Annotated in this window: 19 protein-coding genes; 17 read left to right on the forward strand and 2 right to left on the reverse strand. The window is 57.4% G+C overall.

All coding sequences use genetic code 11. The annotated features are described in order from the left end of the window. The first annotated feature begins 124 nt into the window (after positions 1-124). Positions 125-691 carry an ADP compounds hydrolase NudE gene (nudE, locus tag F3I15_RS15060; protein ID WP_039380943.1) on the forward strand — a complete coding sequence of 189 codons (567 nt, stop codon included), beginning with the start codon at positions 125-127 and terminating at the stop codon, positions 689-691. A gap of 30 nt (positions 692-721) precedes the next feature. Here nudE and mrcA read toward each other — a convergent pair whose 3' ends face one another. Beyond that, positions 722-3271 (reverse strand): peptidoglycan glycosyltransferase/peptidoglycan DD-transpeptidase MrcA, encoded by a 2550-nt coding sequence (mrcA, locus tag F3I15_RS15065; protein ID WP_150018470.1) that lies wholly within the window; start codon positions 3269-3271, stop codon positions 722-724. Positions 3272-3424: 153 nt separating this feature from the next. Between mrcA and pilM the strand changes: the two genes are divergently transcribed. From pilM to trpS, 12 genes are all read left to right on the forward strand, one after another. Beyond that, positions 3425-4240 (forward strand): pilus assembly protein PilM, encoded by an 816-nt coding sequence (gene pilM / locus F3I15_RS15070; protein WP_150018471.1) that lies wholly within the window; start codon positions 3425-3427, stop codon positions 4238-4240. Next, positions 4234-4776, forward strand: a complete 543-nt coding sequence (locus F3I15_RS15075; RefSeq protein WP_150018472.1) for a PilN domain-containing protein — start codon at positions 4234-4236, stop codon at positions 4774-4776. The genes pilM and F3I15_RS15075 overlap by 7 nt, the downstream gene beginning before the upstream one ends. After that, positions 4769-5257 carry a hypothetical protein gene (locus tag F3I15_RS15080; RefSeq protein WP_223810721.1) on the forward strand — a complete coding sequence of 163 codons (489 nt, stop codon included), beginning with the start codon at positions 4769-4771 and terminating at the stop codon, positions 5255-5257. Before F3I15_RS15075 ends, F3I15_RS15080 begins: the two co-directional genes overlap by 8 nt. Further along, complete coding sequence (locus F3I15_RS15085) at positions 5247-5654, forward strand: HofP DNA utilization family protein (protein WP_150018473.1); 408 nt, start codon at positions 5247-5249, stop codon at positions 5652-5654. Before F3I15_RS15080 ends, F3I15_RS15085 begins: the two co-directional genes overlap by 11 nt. Beyond that, on the forward strand, positions 5572-6831 hold the full coding sequence (gene hofQ, locus F3I15_RS15090; protein ID WP_150018474.1) for a DNA uptake porin HofQ: 1260 nt from the start codon (positions 5572-5574) through the stop codon (positions 6829-6831). Before F3I15_RS15085 ends, hofQ begins: the two co-directional genes overlap by 83 nt. A gap of 483 nt (positions 6832-7314) precedes the next feature. Beyond that, positions 7315-7836, forward strand: a complete 522-nt coding sequence (aroK, locus tag F3I15_RS15095; RefSeq protein WP_039380929.1) for a shikimate kinase AroK — start codon at positions 7315-7317, stop codon at positions 7834-7836. A gap of 39 nt (positions 7837-7875) precedes the next feature. Then, entirely contained in the window at positions 7876-8964 is a 1089-nt protein-coding gene (gene aroB / locus F3I15_RS15100) for a 3-dehydroquinate synthase (RefSeq protein WP_150018475.1), read from the forward strand. A 120-nt stretch (positions 8965-9084) separates the two neighbouring features. Then, positions 9085-10113, forward strand: coding sequence for an SPOR domain-containing protein (locus tag F3I15_RS15105; protein ID WP_150018476.1), 1029 nt, complete (start codon positions 9085-9087; stop codon positions 10111-10113). Positions 10114-10207: 94 nt separating this feature from the next. Further along, positions 10208-11017 carry an adenine-specific DNA-methyltransferase gene (gene dam / locus F3I15_RS15110; protein ID WP_150018477.1) on the forward strand — a complete coding sequence of 270 codons (810 nt, stop codon included), beginning with the start codon at positions 10208-10210 and terminating at the stop codon, positions 11015-11017. Positions 11018-11082: 65 nt separating this feature from the next. Further along, on the forward strand, positions 11083-11766 hold the full coding sequence (gene rpe / locus F3I15_RS15115) for a ribulose-phosphate 3-epimerase (protein WP_039380919.1): 684 nt from the start codon (positions 11083-11085) through the stop codon (positions 11764-11766). Further along, positions 11750-12427, forward strand: a complete 678-nt coding sequence (locus tag F3I15_RS15120; RefSeq protein ID WP_094111201.1) for a phosphoglycolate phosphatase — start codon at positions 11750-11752, stop codon at positions 12425-12427. Before rpe ends, F3I15_RS15120 begins: the two co-directional genes overlap by 17 nt. Positions 12428-12442: 15 nt before the next feature. Continuing rightward, the gene (gene trpS / locus F3I15_RS15125; RefSeq protein WP_094111202.1) at positions 12443-13447 is read left to right on the forward strand and encodes a tryptophan--tRNA ligase; all 1005 of its coding nucleotides are present in this window, start codon (positions 12443-12445) and stop codon (positions 13445-13447) included. 90 nt (positions 13448-13537) lie between these two features. Here trpS and tsgA read toward each other — a convergent pair whose 3' ends face one another. Continuing rightward, the gene (gene tsgA / locus F3I15_RS15130) at positions 13538-14716 is read right to left on the reverse strand and encodes an MFS transporter TsgA (RefSeq protein ID WP_104086023.1); all 1179 of its coding nucleotides are present in this window, start codon (positions 14714-14716) and stop codon (positions 13538-13540) included. Positions 14717-14975: 259 nt separating this feature from the next. Between tsgA and ppiA the strand changes: the two genes are divergently transcribed. The 4 genes from ppiA to F3I15_RS15150 all read left to right on the forward strand — a co-directional run bounded on the left by ppiA (position 14976) and on the right by F3I15_RS15150 (position 17020). After that, a complete protein-coding gene (gene ppiA, locus F3I15_RS15135) occupies positions 14976-15548 on the forward strand; it encodes a peptidylprolyl isomerase A (protein ID WP_039380907.1) in 573 nt (190 codons plus the stop codon). A 101-nt stretch (positions 15549-15649) separates the two neighbouring features. Further along, positions 15650-15820 carry a YhfG family protein gene (locus F3I15_RS15140; protein ID WP_150018478.1) on the forward strand — a complete coding sequence of 57 codons (171 nt, stop codon included), beginning with the start codon at positions 15650-15652 and terminating at the stop codon, positions 15818-15820. Continuing rightward, positions 15810-16403 carry a putative adenosine monophosphate-protein transferase Fic gene (locus F3I15_RS15145; protein WP_150018479.1) on the forward strand — a complete coding sequence of 198 codons (594 nt, stop codon included), beginning with the start codon at positions 15810-15812 and terminating at the stop codon, positions 16401-16403. Before F3I15_RS15140 ends, F3I15_RS15145 begins: the two co-directional genes overlap by 11 nt. Before the next feature lie 41 nt (positions 16404-16444). Then, positions 16445-17020 carry an aminodeoxychorismate/anthranilate synthase component II gene (locus F3I15_RS15150; RefSeq protein WP_150018499.1) on the forward strand — a complete coding sequence of 192 codons (576 nt, stop codon included), beginning with the start codon at positions 16445-16447 and terminating at the stop codon, positions 17018-17020. The last annotated feature ends 26 nt before the right edge of the window (positions 17021-17046 follow it).

Raw genomic sequence — 17046 nt, forward strand, 5'->3', positions numbered from 1 at the left:
GCGCCATACGCGGGTCGCCCAATCGGGCTGCCGCTTAGCCTGCGTTGCCTGTCGCACATTTGCGCGGCCTTCGGTATGCTGGCGCTATCGCATTTCACAAGGTTGTGCAACGTCTGAGGCTGATATGACCACTCCATTGAAAAAACCTGACATCCTCAAGGTAGAAGCGGTGGCCCGCTCCCGCCTGTTTACCATTGAAGCCGTCGATCTCGCTTTCAGCAATGGTGCACGCCGCGTATATGAGCGCATGAAGCCTTCTGAACGCGAAGCGGTAATGATTGTGCCGATTCTCGGCGACGACGTTATCCTGATTCAGGAGTATGGGGTGGGGCTGGAAAGCTATGAGCTTGGTTTTCCAAAAGGGCTAATCGATCCGGGCGAAAGCGCCTTTGAGGCGGCCGACCGGGAACTCAAAGAAGAGGCTGGCTACGGCGCGACCCGTCTTGAAGCCCTCGGCAAGCTCACCATGGCACCCTCTTACTTCTCCAGCAAAATGAATATCGTGGTGGCTGAAGGGCTCTATGAAGAGAAGCTGGAAGGGGATGAGCCGGAGCCGCTGGTGGTACGGCGCTGGCCGCTGAAGAACCTGCTGGCGCTGCTGGAAGAACCTGACTTCAGCGAAGCGCGTAACGTCAGTGCGCTGTTTCTGGTGCGCGAATGGCTGGTAAAACAGGGCCGGCTTGATTACTGAATAAAAAAGGCGCCCGCAGGCGCCTGTTTATCAGAACAGCTCGTGGCTTTCGCCATTGTCCATAATGGTTGTGCCGACGTCGTGCACGCTATATTCCACCGGCTGCGTGCCGTTGATGAAATACTCCTGACGCGTATTGCCACCACCGTTAGCCAGTTTGCCGGTTGCCCGGTCGATAGTCACGGTGACCACGCCTTCCGGCGGCGTCAGCGGCTGCACCGGTACGCCCTCCAGCGCAGATTTCATATAGTCATCCCACGCCGGCTGCGCGCTCTTGGCTCCGCCCTCGTAACCGGAAATCTGATCCGGAATCGCACCTGATACGGTTGAACGTCCCAGCGCGCGTGAATCATCAAAGCCAATCCAGACTGACGTCACCACACCCGGGCCATAGCCGGAGAACCAGGCATCTTTAGAGCTGTTTGTCGTACCGGTTTTTCCGCCGATATCATTTCGCTTCAGATCGCGTCCGGCACGCCAGCCGGTACCCATCCAGCCCGGCTCGCCAAAGATATTGGAGTTAAGCGCGCTTTTGATCAGGAAAGAGAGCGGTGTATTGATCACGTGCGGCGCATACTGCTGATCGCCTGCTGGCTGCGGCTGTGCCGGAACCTGCTCCAGCGCTGGCTGTGGCACCGTCTGATTCTTCGACTCATCAGAGGTGGCGACGTTCTCCACGCTCTCTTCATTCAGGGCAACTGACTTCTTCGTATCACCATAGATCACCGGCAGATTACACTGCGGGCAGGCAATCTTAGGCTTTGTTTCAAAAATCACGCCTCCCTGCTCATCCTCAATGCGGGTGATGAAATAGGGATCAACCAGGAAACCGCCGTTTGCCATGACCGCATAGCCACGCGCCACCTGCAGCGGGGTGAATGAAGCCGCACCCAGCGCCAGCGACTCAGTATGAATAATATTTTGCGCCGGGAAGCCAAAGCGCTGCAGATATTCCGCAGCATAATCGACGCCCATCGCGCGCATGGCGCGTACCATCACCACGTTTTTAGACTCTCCCAGCCCCTGCCGTAAACGGATAGGACCGGCATAGGTTGGCGGCGAGTTTTTAGGCCGCCAGTCTGCACCTGCGCCGGCGTCCCAGCGGGAGATCGGCACATCGTTGAGGATAGAGGCCAGTGTCAGGCCACGATCCATAGCGGCGGTATAGAGGAAAGGCTTGATGTTCGATCCCACCTGGCGCAGCGCCTGGGTGGCACGGTTAAACATGCTCTGATTGAAATCGAATCCGCCCACCAGCGCGCGCACTGCGCCATCTTCCGGATTCAGCGACACCAGCGCAGAGTTCACCAGCGGGACCTGACCCAGCCACCACTCATCACCCACTTTACGTACCCAGATCTGCTGACCAGCCTGCAGCACCTGCGTGATACTGCGCGGCGTCGGGCCCTGCAGCGTGTCTGATTTATAAGGGCGCGCCCAGCGCACGCCGGAGAGCTTCAGCGCGACCGTGCTGCCATCTTTCAGTAAGGCCGTGGCCTCCTGAGCGCTGGCGCTGGTGACCACTGCGGCATTCAGCGGTCCGTAGGCGGGCAGCGTTTTCAGCGTTTTAAGAATACGCGGCTGATCCCAGCTCGTCTCACCCACTTTCCATAACACGGCGGTCGGGCCGCGATAGCCGTGGCGCATATCATAAGCCATGACGTTGTTACGCACCGCCTGCTGCGCCGCTTCCTGCAGGCGACGGGTTACGGTGGTATACACCTTGTAGCCGTCGTCATAGGCGCGGTCGCCATAACGTTTCACCATCTCCTGACGCACCATTTCGCTGAGATAAGGGGCAGAAAACGCGATCTCAGGACCGTGATAGCTGGCGGTCAGCGGCGTATTACGGGCCTCTTCATACTGCTGCTGTGTGATGTCGTTCTGATCCAGCATGCGCGCCAGCACCACGTTACGACGCGCCAGCGCCCGGCTGTGCGAATAGAGCGGGTTAAAGGTTGAGGGCGCTTTCGGCAGGCCAGCGATCATCGCCATTTCACTCAGCGACAGCTGATCGACCGTTTTACCGAAATAGACCTGAGCCGCCGCGCCAACGCCATACGCGCGATAGCCGAGATAGATTTTATTGAGGTAGAGCTCAAGGATCTCATCTTTGCTCAGCAGCTGCTCAATGCGGATGGCCAGGAACGCTTCCTTGATTTTACGCATCAGCGTACGTTCAGGGCTCAGAAAGAAGTTACGCGCCAGCTGCTGAGTAATCGTACTGGCACCCTGCGACGCATGGCCTGACATCAGCGCGATGCTGGCGGCACGGAAAATCCCCACCGGATCGACGCCGTGATGCTCATAAAAGCGGCTATCTTCGGTCGCGATAAATGCTTTGATCAGCTCTGGCGGCATCTGCTTCAGCGTCAGCGGTACGCGGCGTTTTTCACCATACTGGGCAATCAGCTCGCCATCGGCGCTGTAAACCTGCATCGGCGTCTGCAAACGCACATCTTTCAATGTGTTCACATCGGGCAGCTGCGGCTCTATATACTTGTATAAGCCATAAACCGTACCGGCTCCCAGCAAAATGCAACACACTGCAAGAATCAATAAATACTTTACGAACTTCACCTGAGAATTCCCATCTGTTGGCGTTTGGGCAGTTTATAAACAATCGCGCGGTAGTATAAAGGCAAGCCTGACGCTTTGATATACCCGTCATTTGCCTGTCATTCAGCATAGCCGGGTTTAGCGTTTACCTTTGATGATAAGGAGATCGCGCGTATGGCTTTTCAGCGCTGGCAAATTGGACTGGATATTCAGAACAGGCACCTGTGTGCGCTGGGTATTGAACGCCGTCGTCATGGCTGGCAGCTGCGACACTGGTGGCAGCAAGCGCTGCCGCACGATACGTTACGCAACGGCGTGTTGCAAAGCTCGCCGCTGTTACAGGAGATGTTAGCGTCGTGGCGGCGGCAGCTGCCGGCGCAGTTTTCACTGCGCGTTGGCCTGCCGCCACAGCTGGTTCTGCAGCGGACCTTGCCGCTGCCCGACACCTCGCTGCGCGAACCCGCTTTAAATCGTTATGTCACTGCCGCCGCCCGCACCCTCTTTCCGGTGGAAACCGCGCTGCTGGCGTTTGACTATCAGTGTGACGCGACTGAAAACACGCTGCAGGTGACGGCGGCACGGCGGGACGTGATGACGCAGTGGCTGCAGCCGCTGCAGCAGGCGGGTCTTGAGCCTGACATCTTTGAACTGAGCACGCAGGCTCTGATGCAGGTCGCACAGCAGCTGCCGCTTGCCCTGCATACGCTGCTGATCCACCCGGCAGGCGAGCACGGGTTCTGGGTGTTTAATGATGGCGCGCTGCGCTGTGGAATCATCACAGGCGCGCTCAATTCAGACACTGTTACACAGCTCTTTCCGCAGGTATCGGACTCGTTTTGTACCTCTTCGTCAGCCCTGACCACACTACAGGCGAAGCTGTGCCTGCCGCTCTCATTATTACGCTACCAGCAGCCGCCTCTGCCCGCACAGCAGGGTGACTTTACGCTGGCGCTGGGACTGGCGCTGCGCCCCGGAGACAGCTCATGCTAAGGGTTAATCTGCTGCCGTGGCGTGAGCGGCAGTGGCAGAAGTGCTGCCGGCAGACGAAATATCTGCTGGTTACCGCGTTAACGCTGCCGCTGCTCGTTGCGCTGTTGCTGGGAGGATATAGCAGACAGCAGCTGACTCAGGCTGAAAGCGCAACAGAACAGGCCCGGCAGCGGCTGCTTGCGCTGCGGCATCTGCGCACGCAACAGCAATCACTGCTGCAGGCGCGCGACAGGCTGCTGGACTTACAGCAGCAGCGTCAGCAGGTGGCGCTGCAGTATCAGCACTGGCAACGTTTCTGGCAGCAGCTGCCGGGGCTGCTGCCGGATGCATTGTGGCTGGAGCGTATCGATCGTCAGCAGCAGCTGCTGCGCGTCGAAGGGTGGAGTGACAGCGTGGCTGCGGTGAGCGAGCTGCGCCATCGGTTGCTGGCACAGCCGCTGTTTGCCGCCGTCAGGCAGAGGGCGATAACCCGGCAGTCCGATGGCCGATACCGGTTCACGCTGCAGGCGCGGATGCGGGAGCCGCGCGATGAGTGAGCTGATGTGGCGCTATACGCTGTGGCCTTTTGCGTGGCGTGCCGGTTGCAGCGCGCTGGTTGCCGCAGCCGTGCTGCTGCTGCTCTGGCTACTGCTGCTGCGTCCCCAGCAGCAGGCGCTGGCACAACAGCGGACAGCGCTGACAGCGCTTACCGCGCAGCAAAGCCAGCTGCAGCAGGCTTTGCTGCCGTCAGTCGCCACGCTTACGCAGGAGATCGCTATGTTACAGGTGCCGCAGCGCGGCAGCGCGGCCAGCGCATCGCTGGAGCAGCTGGTGAACATGCGTGGCGCGCAGCTGCAAAACTGGCAGCCGCAGGCTCAGCCATCAGAACTGGTGCTGCAGCTGGAGTGGCGTGAATTTATGCCGCTGTTCAGTGAACTGGCCGGAACCGCTCAGCCGGTACCGCAGCGTTTTTCACTGCGGTCCGGCGCGCGTCTGCTGACGGCAGAGCTGTGGCTGGAGCAATCTGATGCGGAGTAGCGCGCTGCTGTGCCTGCTGCTCTGGTTCAGTGCCGCCGACGCACGCAATCCTTTCGTCCCTCTCACCACCCGCGCCTGCGAACCGCCCGCCGCCACGCCGCAGAACTGGCGCCTGCAGGGCGTGGCAGGTCGCGCACCCCACTTTGTCGCCTGGGTAATATCGCCCGAGGGGAAAAGCTACCGGCTGGAGCCATCCATCCCTTTTCCGGTTTATCCCTGGCAGGTCACGGAGATAACCGCGCGCACGCTGACGTTAACCGCGCCGCGCCGCTGTGTGAAGCAACAGATCGTTTGGGTAATTAAAGGAGGCTTTTATGAAACGGATCGCGATGCTGCTGGGGCTTATGTTAAGCACCCCACTGCAGGCGCAGACCAGCACGCTGAGCCTGGTATTTGACGATGCGCCGGTAGAGCGCATTCTGCAGGCGCTGGCGGATTATCAGCAGACTAATCTGCTGATTGCGCCCGGGGTTGAGGGACGACTGTCGCTGCGCCTGGAGAAGGTGAGCGCAGAGCATGCCCTGTCGCTGATTTCACGCCTGACCGATCTTGTTCTGATAGAAGAGGAGGGGGTGCTGCTGGTCTATCCGCAAAGCTGGCAGCAGCGTCAGACGCAGCGGGTCCGGCAGGAGCAGGAAGAGCGACAGGCGCAGCAGACGCTGGAGCAGCGCACCGTTACGCTTCATTATGCCAGCGCCAGCGATATTCACCGCAGCCTGCAGGGAGAGCCTTCACTGATGTCAGCACGCGGCAGCGTCACGGTCGATAGCCGTACTAACTCACTGCTGCTGCGCGATACGGCACCGGCACTGGAAAGCACCACGCGCTGGCTCAAAGCCCTTGACCGGCCGCTGGAGCAGGTCGAGCTGCAGGCACATATCGTGACGCTTAACGAAGAGCATCTGCGTGAACTGGGCGTCAGCTGGCAGCTCTCTCCGGCAGATGCGGTAGCGGCGACGCTGCGCAATCCGCAGCTTAGCCTGCCGCTGGCCGTCAGTACGCCGGCACTGCGCGCCGGGGTGACGCTGGGTAAAATGAGCGGTGAATTGCTGAATCTTGAGCTGAGCGCGCTGGAACAGGAGAATCAGATCGATATTATCGCCAGCCCGCGGCTCTTTACTGCGCATCAGCAGACGGCCACCATCAAACAGGGCACCGAAGTTCCGTATGAAGTGAAATCAGGCAACAGCGGTGCGACGGCCATTGAGTTTAAAGAGGCAGTGCTGGGCATGGAGGTCACTCCCACGGTTTTGGGCAACGGTCGCATTCAGCTGCGGCTGCGGCTGAGCCAGAACATGCCTGGCCGCAGCCTGACGCTGGGAGAGAACCAGGTGCTGAGCATTGAAAAGCAGGAAATAGAGACGCAGGTGACGCTGCGTGATGGCGAAACGCTGGCGCTGGGCGGCATTTTTCAGCAGCAGCGCACGCAGAGTGAAAAACGCGTGCCGTGGCTGGGAGAGGTGCCCCTGCTGGGCGCGCTGTTCCGGCAGCAGCTGCAGGAGCAGAAAAAACGTGAGCTGGTTATCTTTATTACCCCCAGACTGGTCAGGGAAGCAGCGCTTTCTGCCGGATAAAGCGGAAAATTCGTTCTGTAGTGCCGTGCGCGTTGACGCCAGAGAGGAATTAGCTTACAAGGTTTAGCGATTTTAAAACGGTGTAGCGGTACGCGGCAGGATAATCTTCCGACGGGCGTCAGTCACAAGCGATACTGGCGTCAAAAAAGAAATATGCCAGCATAAAGTGGGCAGCAGCAAGCAGATAAAGGGCCGTTTTCAGCGCTAATATCAGCCGATGATAAGCACCGGCAACCCCCGGCCTGCGCAGCTGTAGCCCGTTTAATGAAGGCACGTAAGGAAGAGCGTTACCGTCTCGCGAACCAAAGACCATACCTGTGTGCAGGTTGCCGGAGGCGATTTATTCGGTTGCCAAACGGCCATGAGTGTTGAGATAATTTTCTATCTGACTCTTGCTAATGCTTATGAGGTCTCAGTTCCTGTCCCGCCAGCAACGCGCTGAACGCGGGGTATCATCAACGAATTCTTAGTAATACCGACAAAATGGCAGAGAAACGCAATATCTTTCTGGTTGGGCCGATGGGTGCCGGCAAAAGCACTATTGGTCGTCAGTTAGCTCAGCAACTCAATATGGAATTTTTCGATTCCGATCAGGAAATTGAGCGACGTACCGGAGCGGATGTAGGCTGGGTATTTGATGTGGAAGGCGAAGCTGGTTTCCGCGATCGCGAAGAAAAAATCATTAACGAGCTGACCGAGAAACAAGGCATCGTACTGGCGACCGGCGGCGGTTCCGTCAAATCCCGTGAAACGCGCAATCGTCTCTCCGCCCGCGGCGTGGTTGTCTATCTGGAAACCACCATCGAAAAGCAGCTTGCCCGCACGCAGCGCGATAAAAAGCGCCCGCTGCTGCAGGTTGATGAACCGCCTCGTGAAGTGCTCGAAGCACTGGCAGATGAACGTAATCCGCTTTATGAAGAGATCGCTGACGTCACTATTCGCACTGATGATCAAAGTGCCAAAGTGGTCGCCAATCAGATCATCAACATGCTGGAAAAAAATTAATCCAGTATCCTGAGGGCTCAGCAACAGGTATCGGTCATCATGGAGAAGATCACTGTCTCACTGGGGGATCGTAGTTACCCCATTACCATTGCTGCCGGATTGTTTAAGGATCCGGCTTCTTTTTGGCCGCTGAAGGCAGGCGATCGCGCCATGCTGGTAACCAACCAGACGCTGGCCCCGCTCTACCTCGGGAAAGTGGCAACGCTGCTGACCCAGGCAGGCATCCATGTTGATCAGGTAATTTTGCCTGACGGTGAGCAGTATAAAACGCTGACCGTCATGGATGAGGTTTTTACCGCGCTGCTGCAGAAGCCGCACGGCCGCGACACCACGCTGATTGCGCTGGGTGGCGGCGTGATTGGCGATCTCACCGGATTTGCCGCTGCCAGCTATCAGCGCGGCGTCCGATTTATTCAGGTGCCCACCACGCTGCTGGCGCAGGTTGACTCGTCAGTAGGCGGAAAAACCGCCGTCAATCATCCGCTCGGCAAAAATATGATTGGCGCGTTTTATCAGCCCGCCTCGGTGGTCATTGACACAGATTGTCTCTCCACGCTACCGCCGCGCGAGCTGGCGTCTGGCCTGGCAGAGGTAATCAAATACGGCATCATTCTGGACGGTGAATTCTTCTACTGGCTGGAGCAAAATCTTGATGCGCTGCTGGCGCTGGATGCGCGCGCAATCGCCTGGTGTATTCGCCGCTGCTGCGAGCTGAAAGCGGAAGTGGTGGCTGCCGACGAGCGTGAAAACGGCCAGCGTGCGCTGCTCAATCTGGGCCATACGTTTGGTCATGCGATTGAAGCGCATATGGGCTATGGCAACTGGCTGCATGGCGAAGCCGTGGCGGCAGGTATGGTCATGGCCGCGCGTACGGCGCAGCGACTGGGGCAATTTACCGCTGCAGAGAGCGAACGCGTGATTGCGCTGCTGCAGCGCGCTGGCTTGCCGGTAACCGGCCCCGCTGAGATGACAGCTGAAGCGTATCTGCCGCATATGATGCGCGACAAAAAAGTGATCGGGGGCGAACTGCGTCTGGTGCTGCCTCTCGCTATTGGTCGCTCTGAAGTGCGTGCCGGTGTTGCACATGATATGGTGCTGGCTGCAATTAACGATTGCCGCAGTAACTGAGCGCGAATGTAGCGTTCTGACAGCAGACCGTCATATAACGCTGCGGCAGGCAAGTTCAGGCTGAAGAAGAACGTTGTGATACGGTGTGTCGCAGACGCACCGTTTTACGGAGGAGGCGAGATGGATGAGTTCAAACCGGAAGATGAGTTAAAACCTGATGCCAGCGATCGCCGTCCCGCGCGATCCCGTAAAGCGTCTTCTGCGCCAAAGGCCAAAGCGCCGGTCTCCCGTCAGCATATGATGATGGGGATTGGCATTCTGGTGCTGCTGGTTCTGGTGCTGGGCATCGGTTCAGCGCTGACCGGGCCGGATGATAAACCCGCGGCTAACCGCAGTAGCGGCAGTGCGGCGACATCTGGCGGCAGTGAAAAACATATCGATCTCTCTGACTCCACCTCCATGAGCGGCCAGCAGGCAGCGGCGCCAACGGCTGAAGGCAGCGCGCCGCAGGATACGACGCAGCCGGCAGCGGGCGGTGAAGGGCAGGCGATCTCAATGCCTTCCGTCTCCTCCACGCCAACGCAGGCGCAGGTAACAGAGGCGCCTGCGAACCAGCAGCGCGTCACGCTGCCGGGCGATCTTAACAGCGCGCTGAGTAATCAGCAGGGCTCGGTAGATGCTGCCGCCCAGGGTGCGCAGGGCGGCTCTTCTCTGCCCACCGCGCCCGCTACCGTAAGCGGTAATGCCGGCAGCACAGCGGGAAAAGCGGTTACGCCGCCTGCTGTGCGGGCTGATAATACGCCGCGTGCCAGCAGCAGTTCACGTTCCACCGCATCCGGTACCAGCCATAAACCAGCGGCTGCGGCAAAACCGTCTGCGACCCGCGAGAGCCAGACCCACACCACGGCAGCGCACAACCCGCCTGCCAGCAGCGCCAGCAAGTCCCTGCCTTCGGGTGGCAACTATACGCTGCAGCTGAGCGGGGCGTCGAAGCAGGAGAGCCTGACGGCGTGGGCAAAAAAACAGAATCTGAGCGGCTATCACGTGTATAAAACCACACGTAACGGTCAACCCTGGTACGTGCTGGTCAGTGGCGCTTACGCGACGCCTGCCGAAGCGAAACGGGCTGCGGCTGCGCTGCCTGCAGAAGTACGTGCGGTTAATCCGTGGGTAAAACCGCTGAGCCAGGTTAAAAAAGAGAGTCAGTAAATTGATGTGGGGCCCGCTGCTGCGGCCCCGTTTAAGCGCAGATCTGCTGTCGGTTTCACCACAGCTACAATGAAGATGTAATAACCACGACAGCATGAAAAAAAATCGCGCTTTCCTGAAATGGGCCGGTGGGAAATACCCACTGCTTGACGATATTCGTCGTCACCTGCCACAAGGCGACTGCTTAGTTGAGCCTTTTGTGGGCGCCGGTTCCGTATTTCTCAATACCGATTATGACCGCTACCATCTGGCGGACATCAACGGCGATCTCATTAACCTCTACAACATTGTCAAAACGCGTACGCAGACATTTATTGCGGATGCGCGTCAGCTGTTTACGCCGGAAGGAAACAGCGCTGAGCACTATTATGCGCAGCGGCTGGCATTTAACGCCAGCCGCGATCCTTACCAGCGCGCCGTGCTGTTCCTCTATCTGAATCGTCACGGCTATAACGGCCTGTGTCGCTACAATCTGCGCGGTGAATTTAATGTGCCTTTTGGCCGCTACCGCAAACCCTACTTTCCGGAAGCTGAACTACTCTGGTTTGCAGAGCGCGCGCAGAAAGCGACCTTTGTCTGCGAATCGTACGATGTTACCCTGAACAGCGCTGCTGCAGGCTCAGTGGTCTATTGCGATCCGCCCTATGCGCCGCTGTCGGCAACGGCCAACTTCACGGCCTATCACACCAACAGTTTCAGCCTGCGCGAGCAGCAGCATCTTGCTGAGCTGGCCGGGAAGCTGGCGCAGAGCCAGATACCGGTCCTGATTTCCAATCACGATACGCTGCTGACCCGGGAGTGGTATCAGAACGCGGATTTACATGTAGTAAAAGCCCGGCGTTCTATCAGCCGAAGCATAAGTGGTCGTACGCAGGTGGACGAACTGCTGGCGCTTTTCCGCTAGCCTGTTTCGTCCGCGACCAACGCATTACGTCAGTTGAGGCTGGCGCACAACATTGGGAGAATCGGATGAAACAATTTTTACTGGCCCCTTCAATTCTTGCCGCTGACTTTGCCCGTCTGGGTGAAGATACCGCCAAAGCACTGGCGGCAGGCGGCGATGTCGTGCATTTCGATGTGATGGATAATCACTATGTGCCCAATCTGACGATGGGGCCTATGGTGCTGAAAGCACTGCGTGACTACGGCATTACGGCGCCGATTGATGTGCACCTGATGGTCAAGCCAGTGGATGCGCTTATCCCGGAGTTTGCGAAAGCGGGTGCCAGCTATATCACATTCCATCCGGAAGCCAGCGATCATGTGGATCGCACGCTGCAGCTCATTAAAGAGCATGGCTGTAAGGCGGGCCTGGTGTTTAATCCGGCGACGCCGCTGAGCTACCTTGATTACGTGATGGATAAGCTGGATATCATTCTGCTGATGTCGGTCAATCCTGGCTTTGGCGGCCAGTCATTTATACCGGGCACGCTGGATAAACTGCGCGAGGCGCGCCGGCTGATCGATCAGAGCGGCTATGACATCCGGCTCGAAGTGGATGGCGGCGTGAAAATCGACAATATCGGACAGATCGCTGCCGCCGGCGCAGATATGTTTGTCGCTGGTTCGGCCATCTTCGGTCATCCCGATTACAAAAAAGTCATTGATGAAATGCGCACGGAACTGGAGAAAGTTAATGGCTCATTTCACTGATATCCGCGCGCTGGCCTTTGATCTTGACGGAACGCTGGTGCATAGCGCACCGGGCCTGTCACAGGCGATCGATCGGGCGCTGGGCGATCTGCAGCTGCCGGCGCCGGGCATTGAGCGGGCGTCAACCTGGATAGGTAACGGTGCCGATATTATGATGGCGCGCGCCCTGACCTGGGCGCTGGGTCGCGAGCCGCATGCGGAAGAGCAGCGTGACGCACGCGCCTGCTTTGACCGGCACTATGCTGACACTGTTGAGTCAGGCAGCACGCTGTTTCCGCAGGTGAAAGAGACGCTGCTCGCGCTGCGCGACCAGGGATTACCTCTCGCTATCGTTACCAATAAACCGACGCCGTTTGTCGCTCCGCTGCTGGCCTCTCTCGGCATCAGCGACTCTTTTTCACTGATCATCGGTGGTGATGACGTAGCGGTGAAAAAACCGCATCCGGCCGGCATCTTCCTGGTGCTGGGCCATTTCGGCGTACTGCCGGAACAATTGCTGTTTGTCGGGGATTCACGCAATGATATCCTCGCGGCACAGGCTGCCGGTGTACCGAATGTCGGTATGACGTTTGGCTACAACTACGGTGAGTCGATTACCACCAGCCGGCCCGATTTAACTCTCGACACTTTTGGCGAACTTCTGCCCGCACTCGGGCTGTGATTATCAGGATATAACATGAGCAAACCCATCGTTTTCAGCGGCGCCCAGCCTTCAGGTGAACTGACCATTGGCAACTATATGGGTGCGCTGCGTCAGTGGGTGCAGATGCAGGATGACTATCACTGCATTTACTGCATCGTCGATCTGCACGCGATCACCGTGCGTCAGGACCCGGCCACTCTGCGTAAAGCGACGCTGGATACGCTGGCGCTCTATCTGGCCTGCGGCATTGACCCGGAAAAAAGCACCATTTTTGTTCAGTCGCACGTGCCGGAGCATACGCAGCTGAGCTGGATCCTGAACTGCTATGCCTACTTTGGCGAGCTGAGCCGTATGACACAGTTCAAGGATAAATCTGCCCGCTACGAAGAGAATATCAACGCCGGTCTGTTTGACTACCCGGTGCTGATGGCGGCCGATATTCTGCTGTATCAGACCAATCAGGTTCCGGTAGGCGAAGATCAGAAGCAGCATCTGGAGCTGAGCCGCGATATTGCTGCCCGTTTCAACGCGCTTTATGGTGACGTGTTTAAGGTTCCGGAGCCGTTTATTCCGAAATCGGGCGCGCGCGTGATGTCGCTGCTGGAGCCGACGAAAAAGATGTCCAAGTCGGATGACAACCGCAACAACGTTATCGGCCTGCTGGAAGATACCAAATCGGTCGTGAAGAAGATCAAGCGTGCGGTTACTGACTCCGAAGAGCCGCCGGTAGTGCGCTATGATGTCAAAGAGAAGGCGGGCGTCTCTAACCTGCTGGATATTCTCTCAGGCGTTACCGGCAAATCGATTCCGGAGCTTGAACAGCAGTTTGAAGGCAAAATGTACGGACACCTTAAGGGCGACGTTGCCGAGGCGGTATCCGGTATGCTGACCGAGCTGCAGGCGCGCTATCACCACTTCCGCAATGATGAAGCGCTGCTCAATCAGGTAATGCGTGACGGCGCAGCTAAAGCGCGTGCGCACGCGCAGGAGACGCTGAAGAAGGTGTATGACGCCGTCGGGTTCGTCGCACAGCCGTAAACCGGCGCGGATGACGTAAAAAAGGCGAGCCTTCCGGCTCGCCTTTTTATTGGGTCGCATCTGCCGCGCGAGGCGGCAGTGGCGGTATCATCAGTGGGTCACATGACCGTGCTGACGGTGCTTCGTGACAAAGCCGAGCAGCACGCACATGACAAACACCACGGCATAAAGGCCGTTAGCGGTAGAGAGCGCCGCATGCGCGCCACCTTTAGCCACTATCGGTCCGGTAACCACAAAGGTCAGCATGGTGCCCACGGTGCCGCAGGTCAGGATAAAGTTAACCAGCTTAGGCGAGGCCGCTTTGGTCTGCAGCGATCCCAGCGTAATGATGGTGGTATAAATTGCGCTGGAGAAGAAGCCCAGCGCCATAATGATCCAGTGCAGCATGCCCGCCTCCTGAGAGGAGACAAACCAGTACATCAGGCCGGTGGCCAGCGCAGCCAGCACCATCAGGATGCGCTGCAGGTCAAAGAAGCGCAGCAGGAAACTAAACGCCCACATACCGACCATGTAAGCGGTCCAGAAGTTGCCGACCAGCTGCCCGGCAGAGGCGATATCCATGCCCATCGATTTGGTTGCATACTCCGGCACCCAGGAGATAAAGCCCAGCTGACCCAGGATGTAACAGAGCGCAGCGATAGAGAGGAACAGCACGCCCACGCCCCATTTCTCTTTTTCCCCACCCTGAACGGCCGCTTCACTTTTGAGAACCGGAAACTCCACCATCAGCGTCAGAACAAAAATAGCCAGATAGATAACGCCGATGCAGGCATATACCCAGTACCACGGCAGCGCCCGCGCCAGCAGTACGCCAGCAATAATCGGGAAAATCGTGCCGGCCATGCTGAAAAATGAATCAGTAAACAGCAGGCGTGAACCGCGCTGGCGACCGTCATAGATATGGGTGATCAGAAAGGTTCCAATGGACATGGTGATGCCGCTGACCACGCCCAGAATAAACATGCAGAGTGAAAAGACCTGCAGGTTATGGCTGGTCATCAGGCCCGCTACCGCCAGAATCATCAGCACAAAGCCGAAAATCAGCTGGCGTTTCAGCGGCACAATCACCATCAGCCAGGCGTTCAGGAAAACGGCAACCAGAATGCCGGCATTTAGGAAAGTAAAAGTGTTACTCATCTCTGAGATGGGCAGCTGGAAATATTGCGCGATATTATCCAGCACCATACCGGTCACAATCACCAGTGCGCCAGTGAGCGCATAAGAGAAAAAGCTGATCCAGGTAAGGCCGATGCGATTACGGTTTGTCATGTTCATAACCTGTGGGGGACGATGAGGCAAAAGTGTCATGAATTGTAAATGGAACTGTGATCTTAATAAACAAGCAGTGAAATAAGCTATGCAAATTTCATGATATGTGTGATTTCAATCACGCAAATGATTGCGCGGCGGCAAAAGTATGACGTTTGCAACATTCCGGTAAATATAGGTAAAACGCTGGCTCTTGTATTACATGCTCTTTACAATCAATTCTGTTTTTTAAGCCGATCTCCAGGGTAAGGACTCTTTCATGCTTAAACGTACTTTGACAGCGGCGATCGCCCTGTTAGCACTCTCTTCCGTATCTGCTTCCGCACTGGCTGCAAAAGGGGATACGCATGTCCTGCTCACCACGTCGGCGGGCAACATTGAACTTGAACTGGATAATCAGAAAGCGCCGGTTTCAGTAAAAAACTTTGTGGATTACGTTAATAACGGCTTCTACAACAACACCATTTTTCATCGCGTGATCCCGGGTTTTATGATCCAGGGCGGCGGTTTTACCACGGATATGCAGCAGAAGCAGACCAGCGCGCCGGTCAAAAACGAAGCTGATAACGGGCTGCGTAATCTGCGCGGTACCATCTCTATGGCACGTACCGCTGAGAAAGACAGCGCAACCAGCCAGTTCTTCCTGAATGTGGCAGATAACGCTTTCCTCGATCACGGACAGCGCGACTTCGGTTATGCGGTATTTGGTAAAGTTGTGAAAGGGATGGATGTGATCGACAAGATTGCCCAGGTTCCGACTAAAGATGTGGGCCCGTACCAGAATGTCCCGGCAAAACCGGTTGTTATTACCTCCGCGAAAATCCTGCCTTAATCTGTTTCCGCGTCACCTGTAGCGTGACGTCGCTGACCGCGCTCCGGCAAAGCCAGAATTTGCTCTTATACTTAGGGCAAATCTTGTCAGCCGGAGGCGCTATGCCGCAAAAACTCACTGAAAAACAGAAAGCCACTTTGTGGCTGCAGCGTCGTGCTGCCAGCTATCAGGCCAGCTGCAGGCTGTCTGGTTATACCCTGACCGAGCCTGCAGTCACCGCTGAGCAGGCAGAAGATCGGCTCACTTCGCTGAGGAGGCAGTATGGCGGATAATTCACTGGCGGTACGCGATCCCTACCTGTGGCACAACGACGATGTGCTGAAAAACCGGCTGGAAATTCATGATGCCGCACAGCTGCGCAAAGCGGAGCTGGCGTTCAGTGCCGCGCGGCTGGCGACGCTGGATCCAGGGCCGCGTACACCGGGCCTGCCGCGTTTACGTCATATTCATCGCACGCTGTTTCAGGATCTCTACAGCTGGGCGGGCGAACTCCGCACTATCGATATCTGGCGCGACGAGACCCCTTACTGCCACTGCGAATACATTGAGAAAGAGGGCAATGCGCTGATGAGCGCGCTGGAGGAGGAGCAGGGGCTGGCTGAACTCGATACAGACGCCTTTGTGGCCCGTCTGGCGCACTACTACTGTGAACTCTATGTACTGCATCCGTTCCGGGCGGGCAACGGACGCGCTCAGCGCATCTTTTTTGAGCAGCTGGCGCTGCACGCCGGCTATCTGCTGGAGTGGGATCGGCTGGAACCGGAGCCGTGGCAGGAGGCAATTCGCGAAGCCGTCGCGGGCGATCTCGCCGCGCTGACTGCGCAGCTGACAAAAGTGGTAAGCCCGGCGCGATAAAGTGCGTAGAATAGCGGCGGTTTGATCGACCCGAGGTCATGATGCTGCTGCTGCTTGATAACTACGACTCTTTTACCTGGAACCTCTATCAGTATTTCTGCGAGCTGGGCGCGCAGGTGCGCGTGGTGCGTAATGACGCTATCTCGCTGGCTGAGATGGCGGCATTGCCGCTAAGCCATCTGGTTATCTCTCCTGGCCCCTGTACGCCCGGCCAGGCGGGTATTTCTCTGGATGCCATTCGCTATTTTGCCGGGCGGCTGCCGGTGCTGGGGGTGTGCCTCGGACACCAGGCCATCGCTCAGGCCTTTGGCGGAAAGGTTGTTCGTGCGCGTCAGGTTATGCACGGGAAAACCTCGCCGGTACGCCATACCGGCGAGGGCGTGTTTCGCAACCTCGCTAATCCACTTACCGTGACGCGCTATCACTCACTGATTGTGGCGGATGGATCGCTGCCTGACGCGTTTGAGATCACTGCCTGGAGCCTGCGTGATAATCAGCCCGATGAAATCATGGGCTTGCGTCACCGCACGCTGCCGCTGGAAGGCGTACAGTTTCATCCCGAAAGCGTGCTCAGCGAGCAGGGCCATCAGCTGCTGAAAAATTTTCTCGAACGCTAACTTCCGTTTGCCATTCTGTGATTTTT

It is taken from the genome of Pantoea sp. M_9 (assembly GCF_008631385.1).
GTDB lineage: Bacteria > Pseudomonadota > Gammaproteobacteria > Enterobacterales > Enterobacteriaceae > Pantoea > Pantoea eucrina.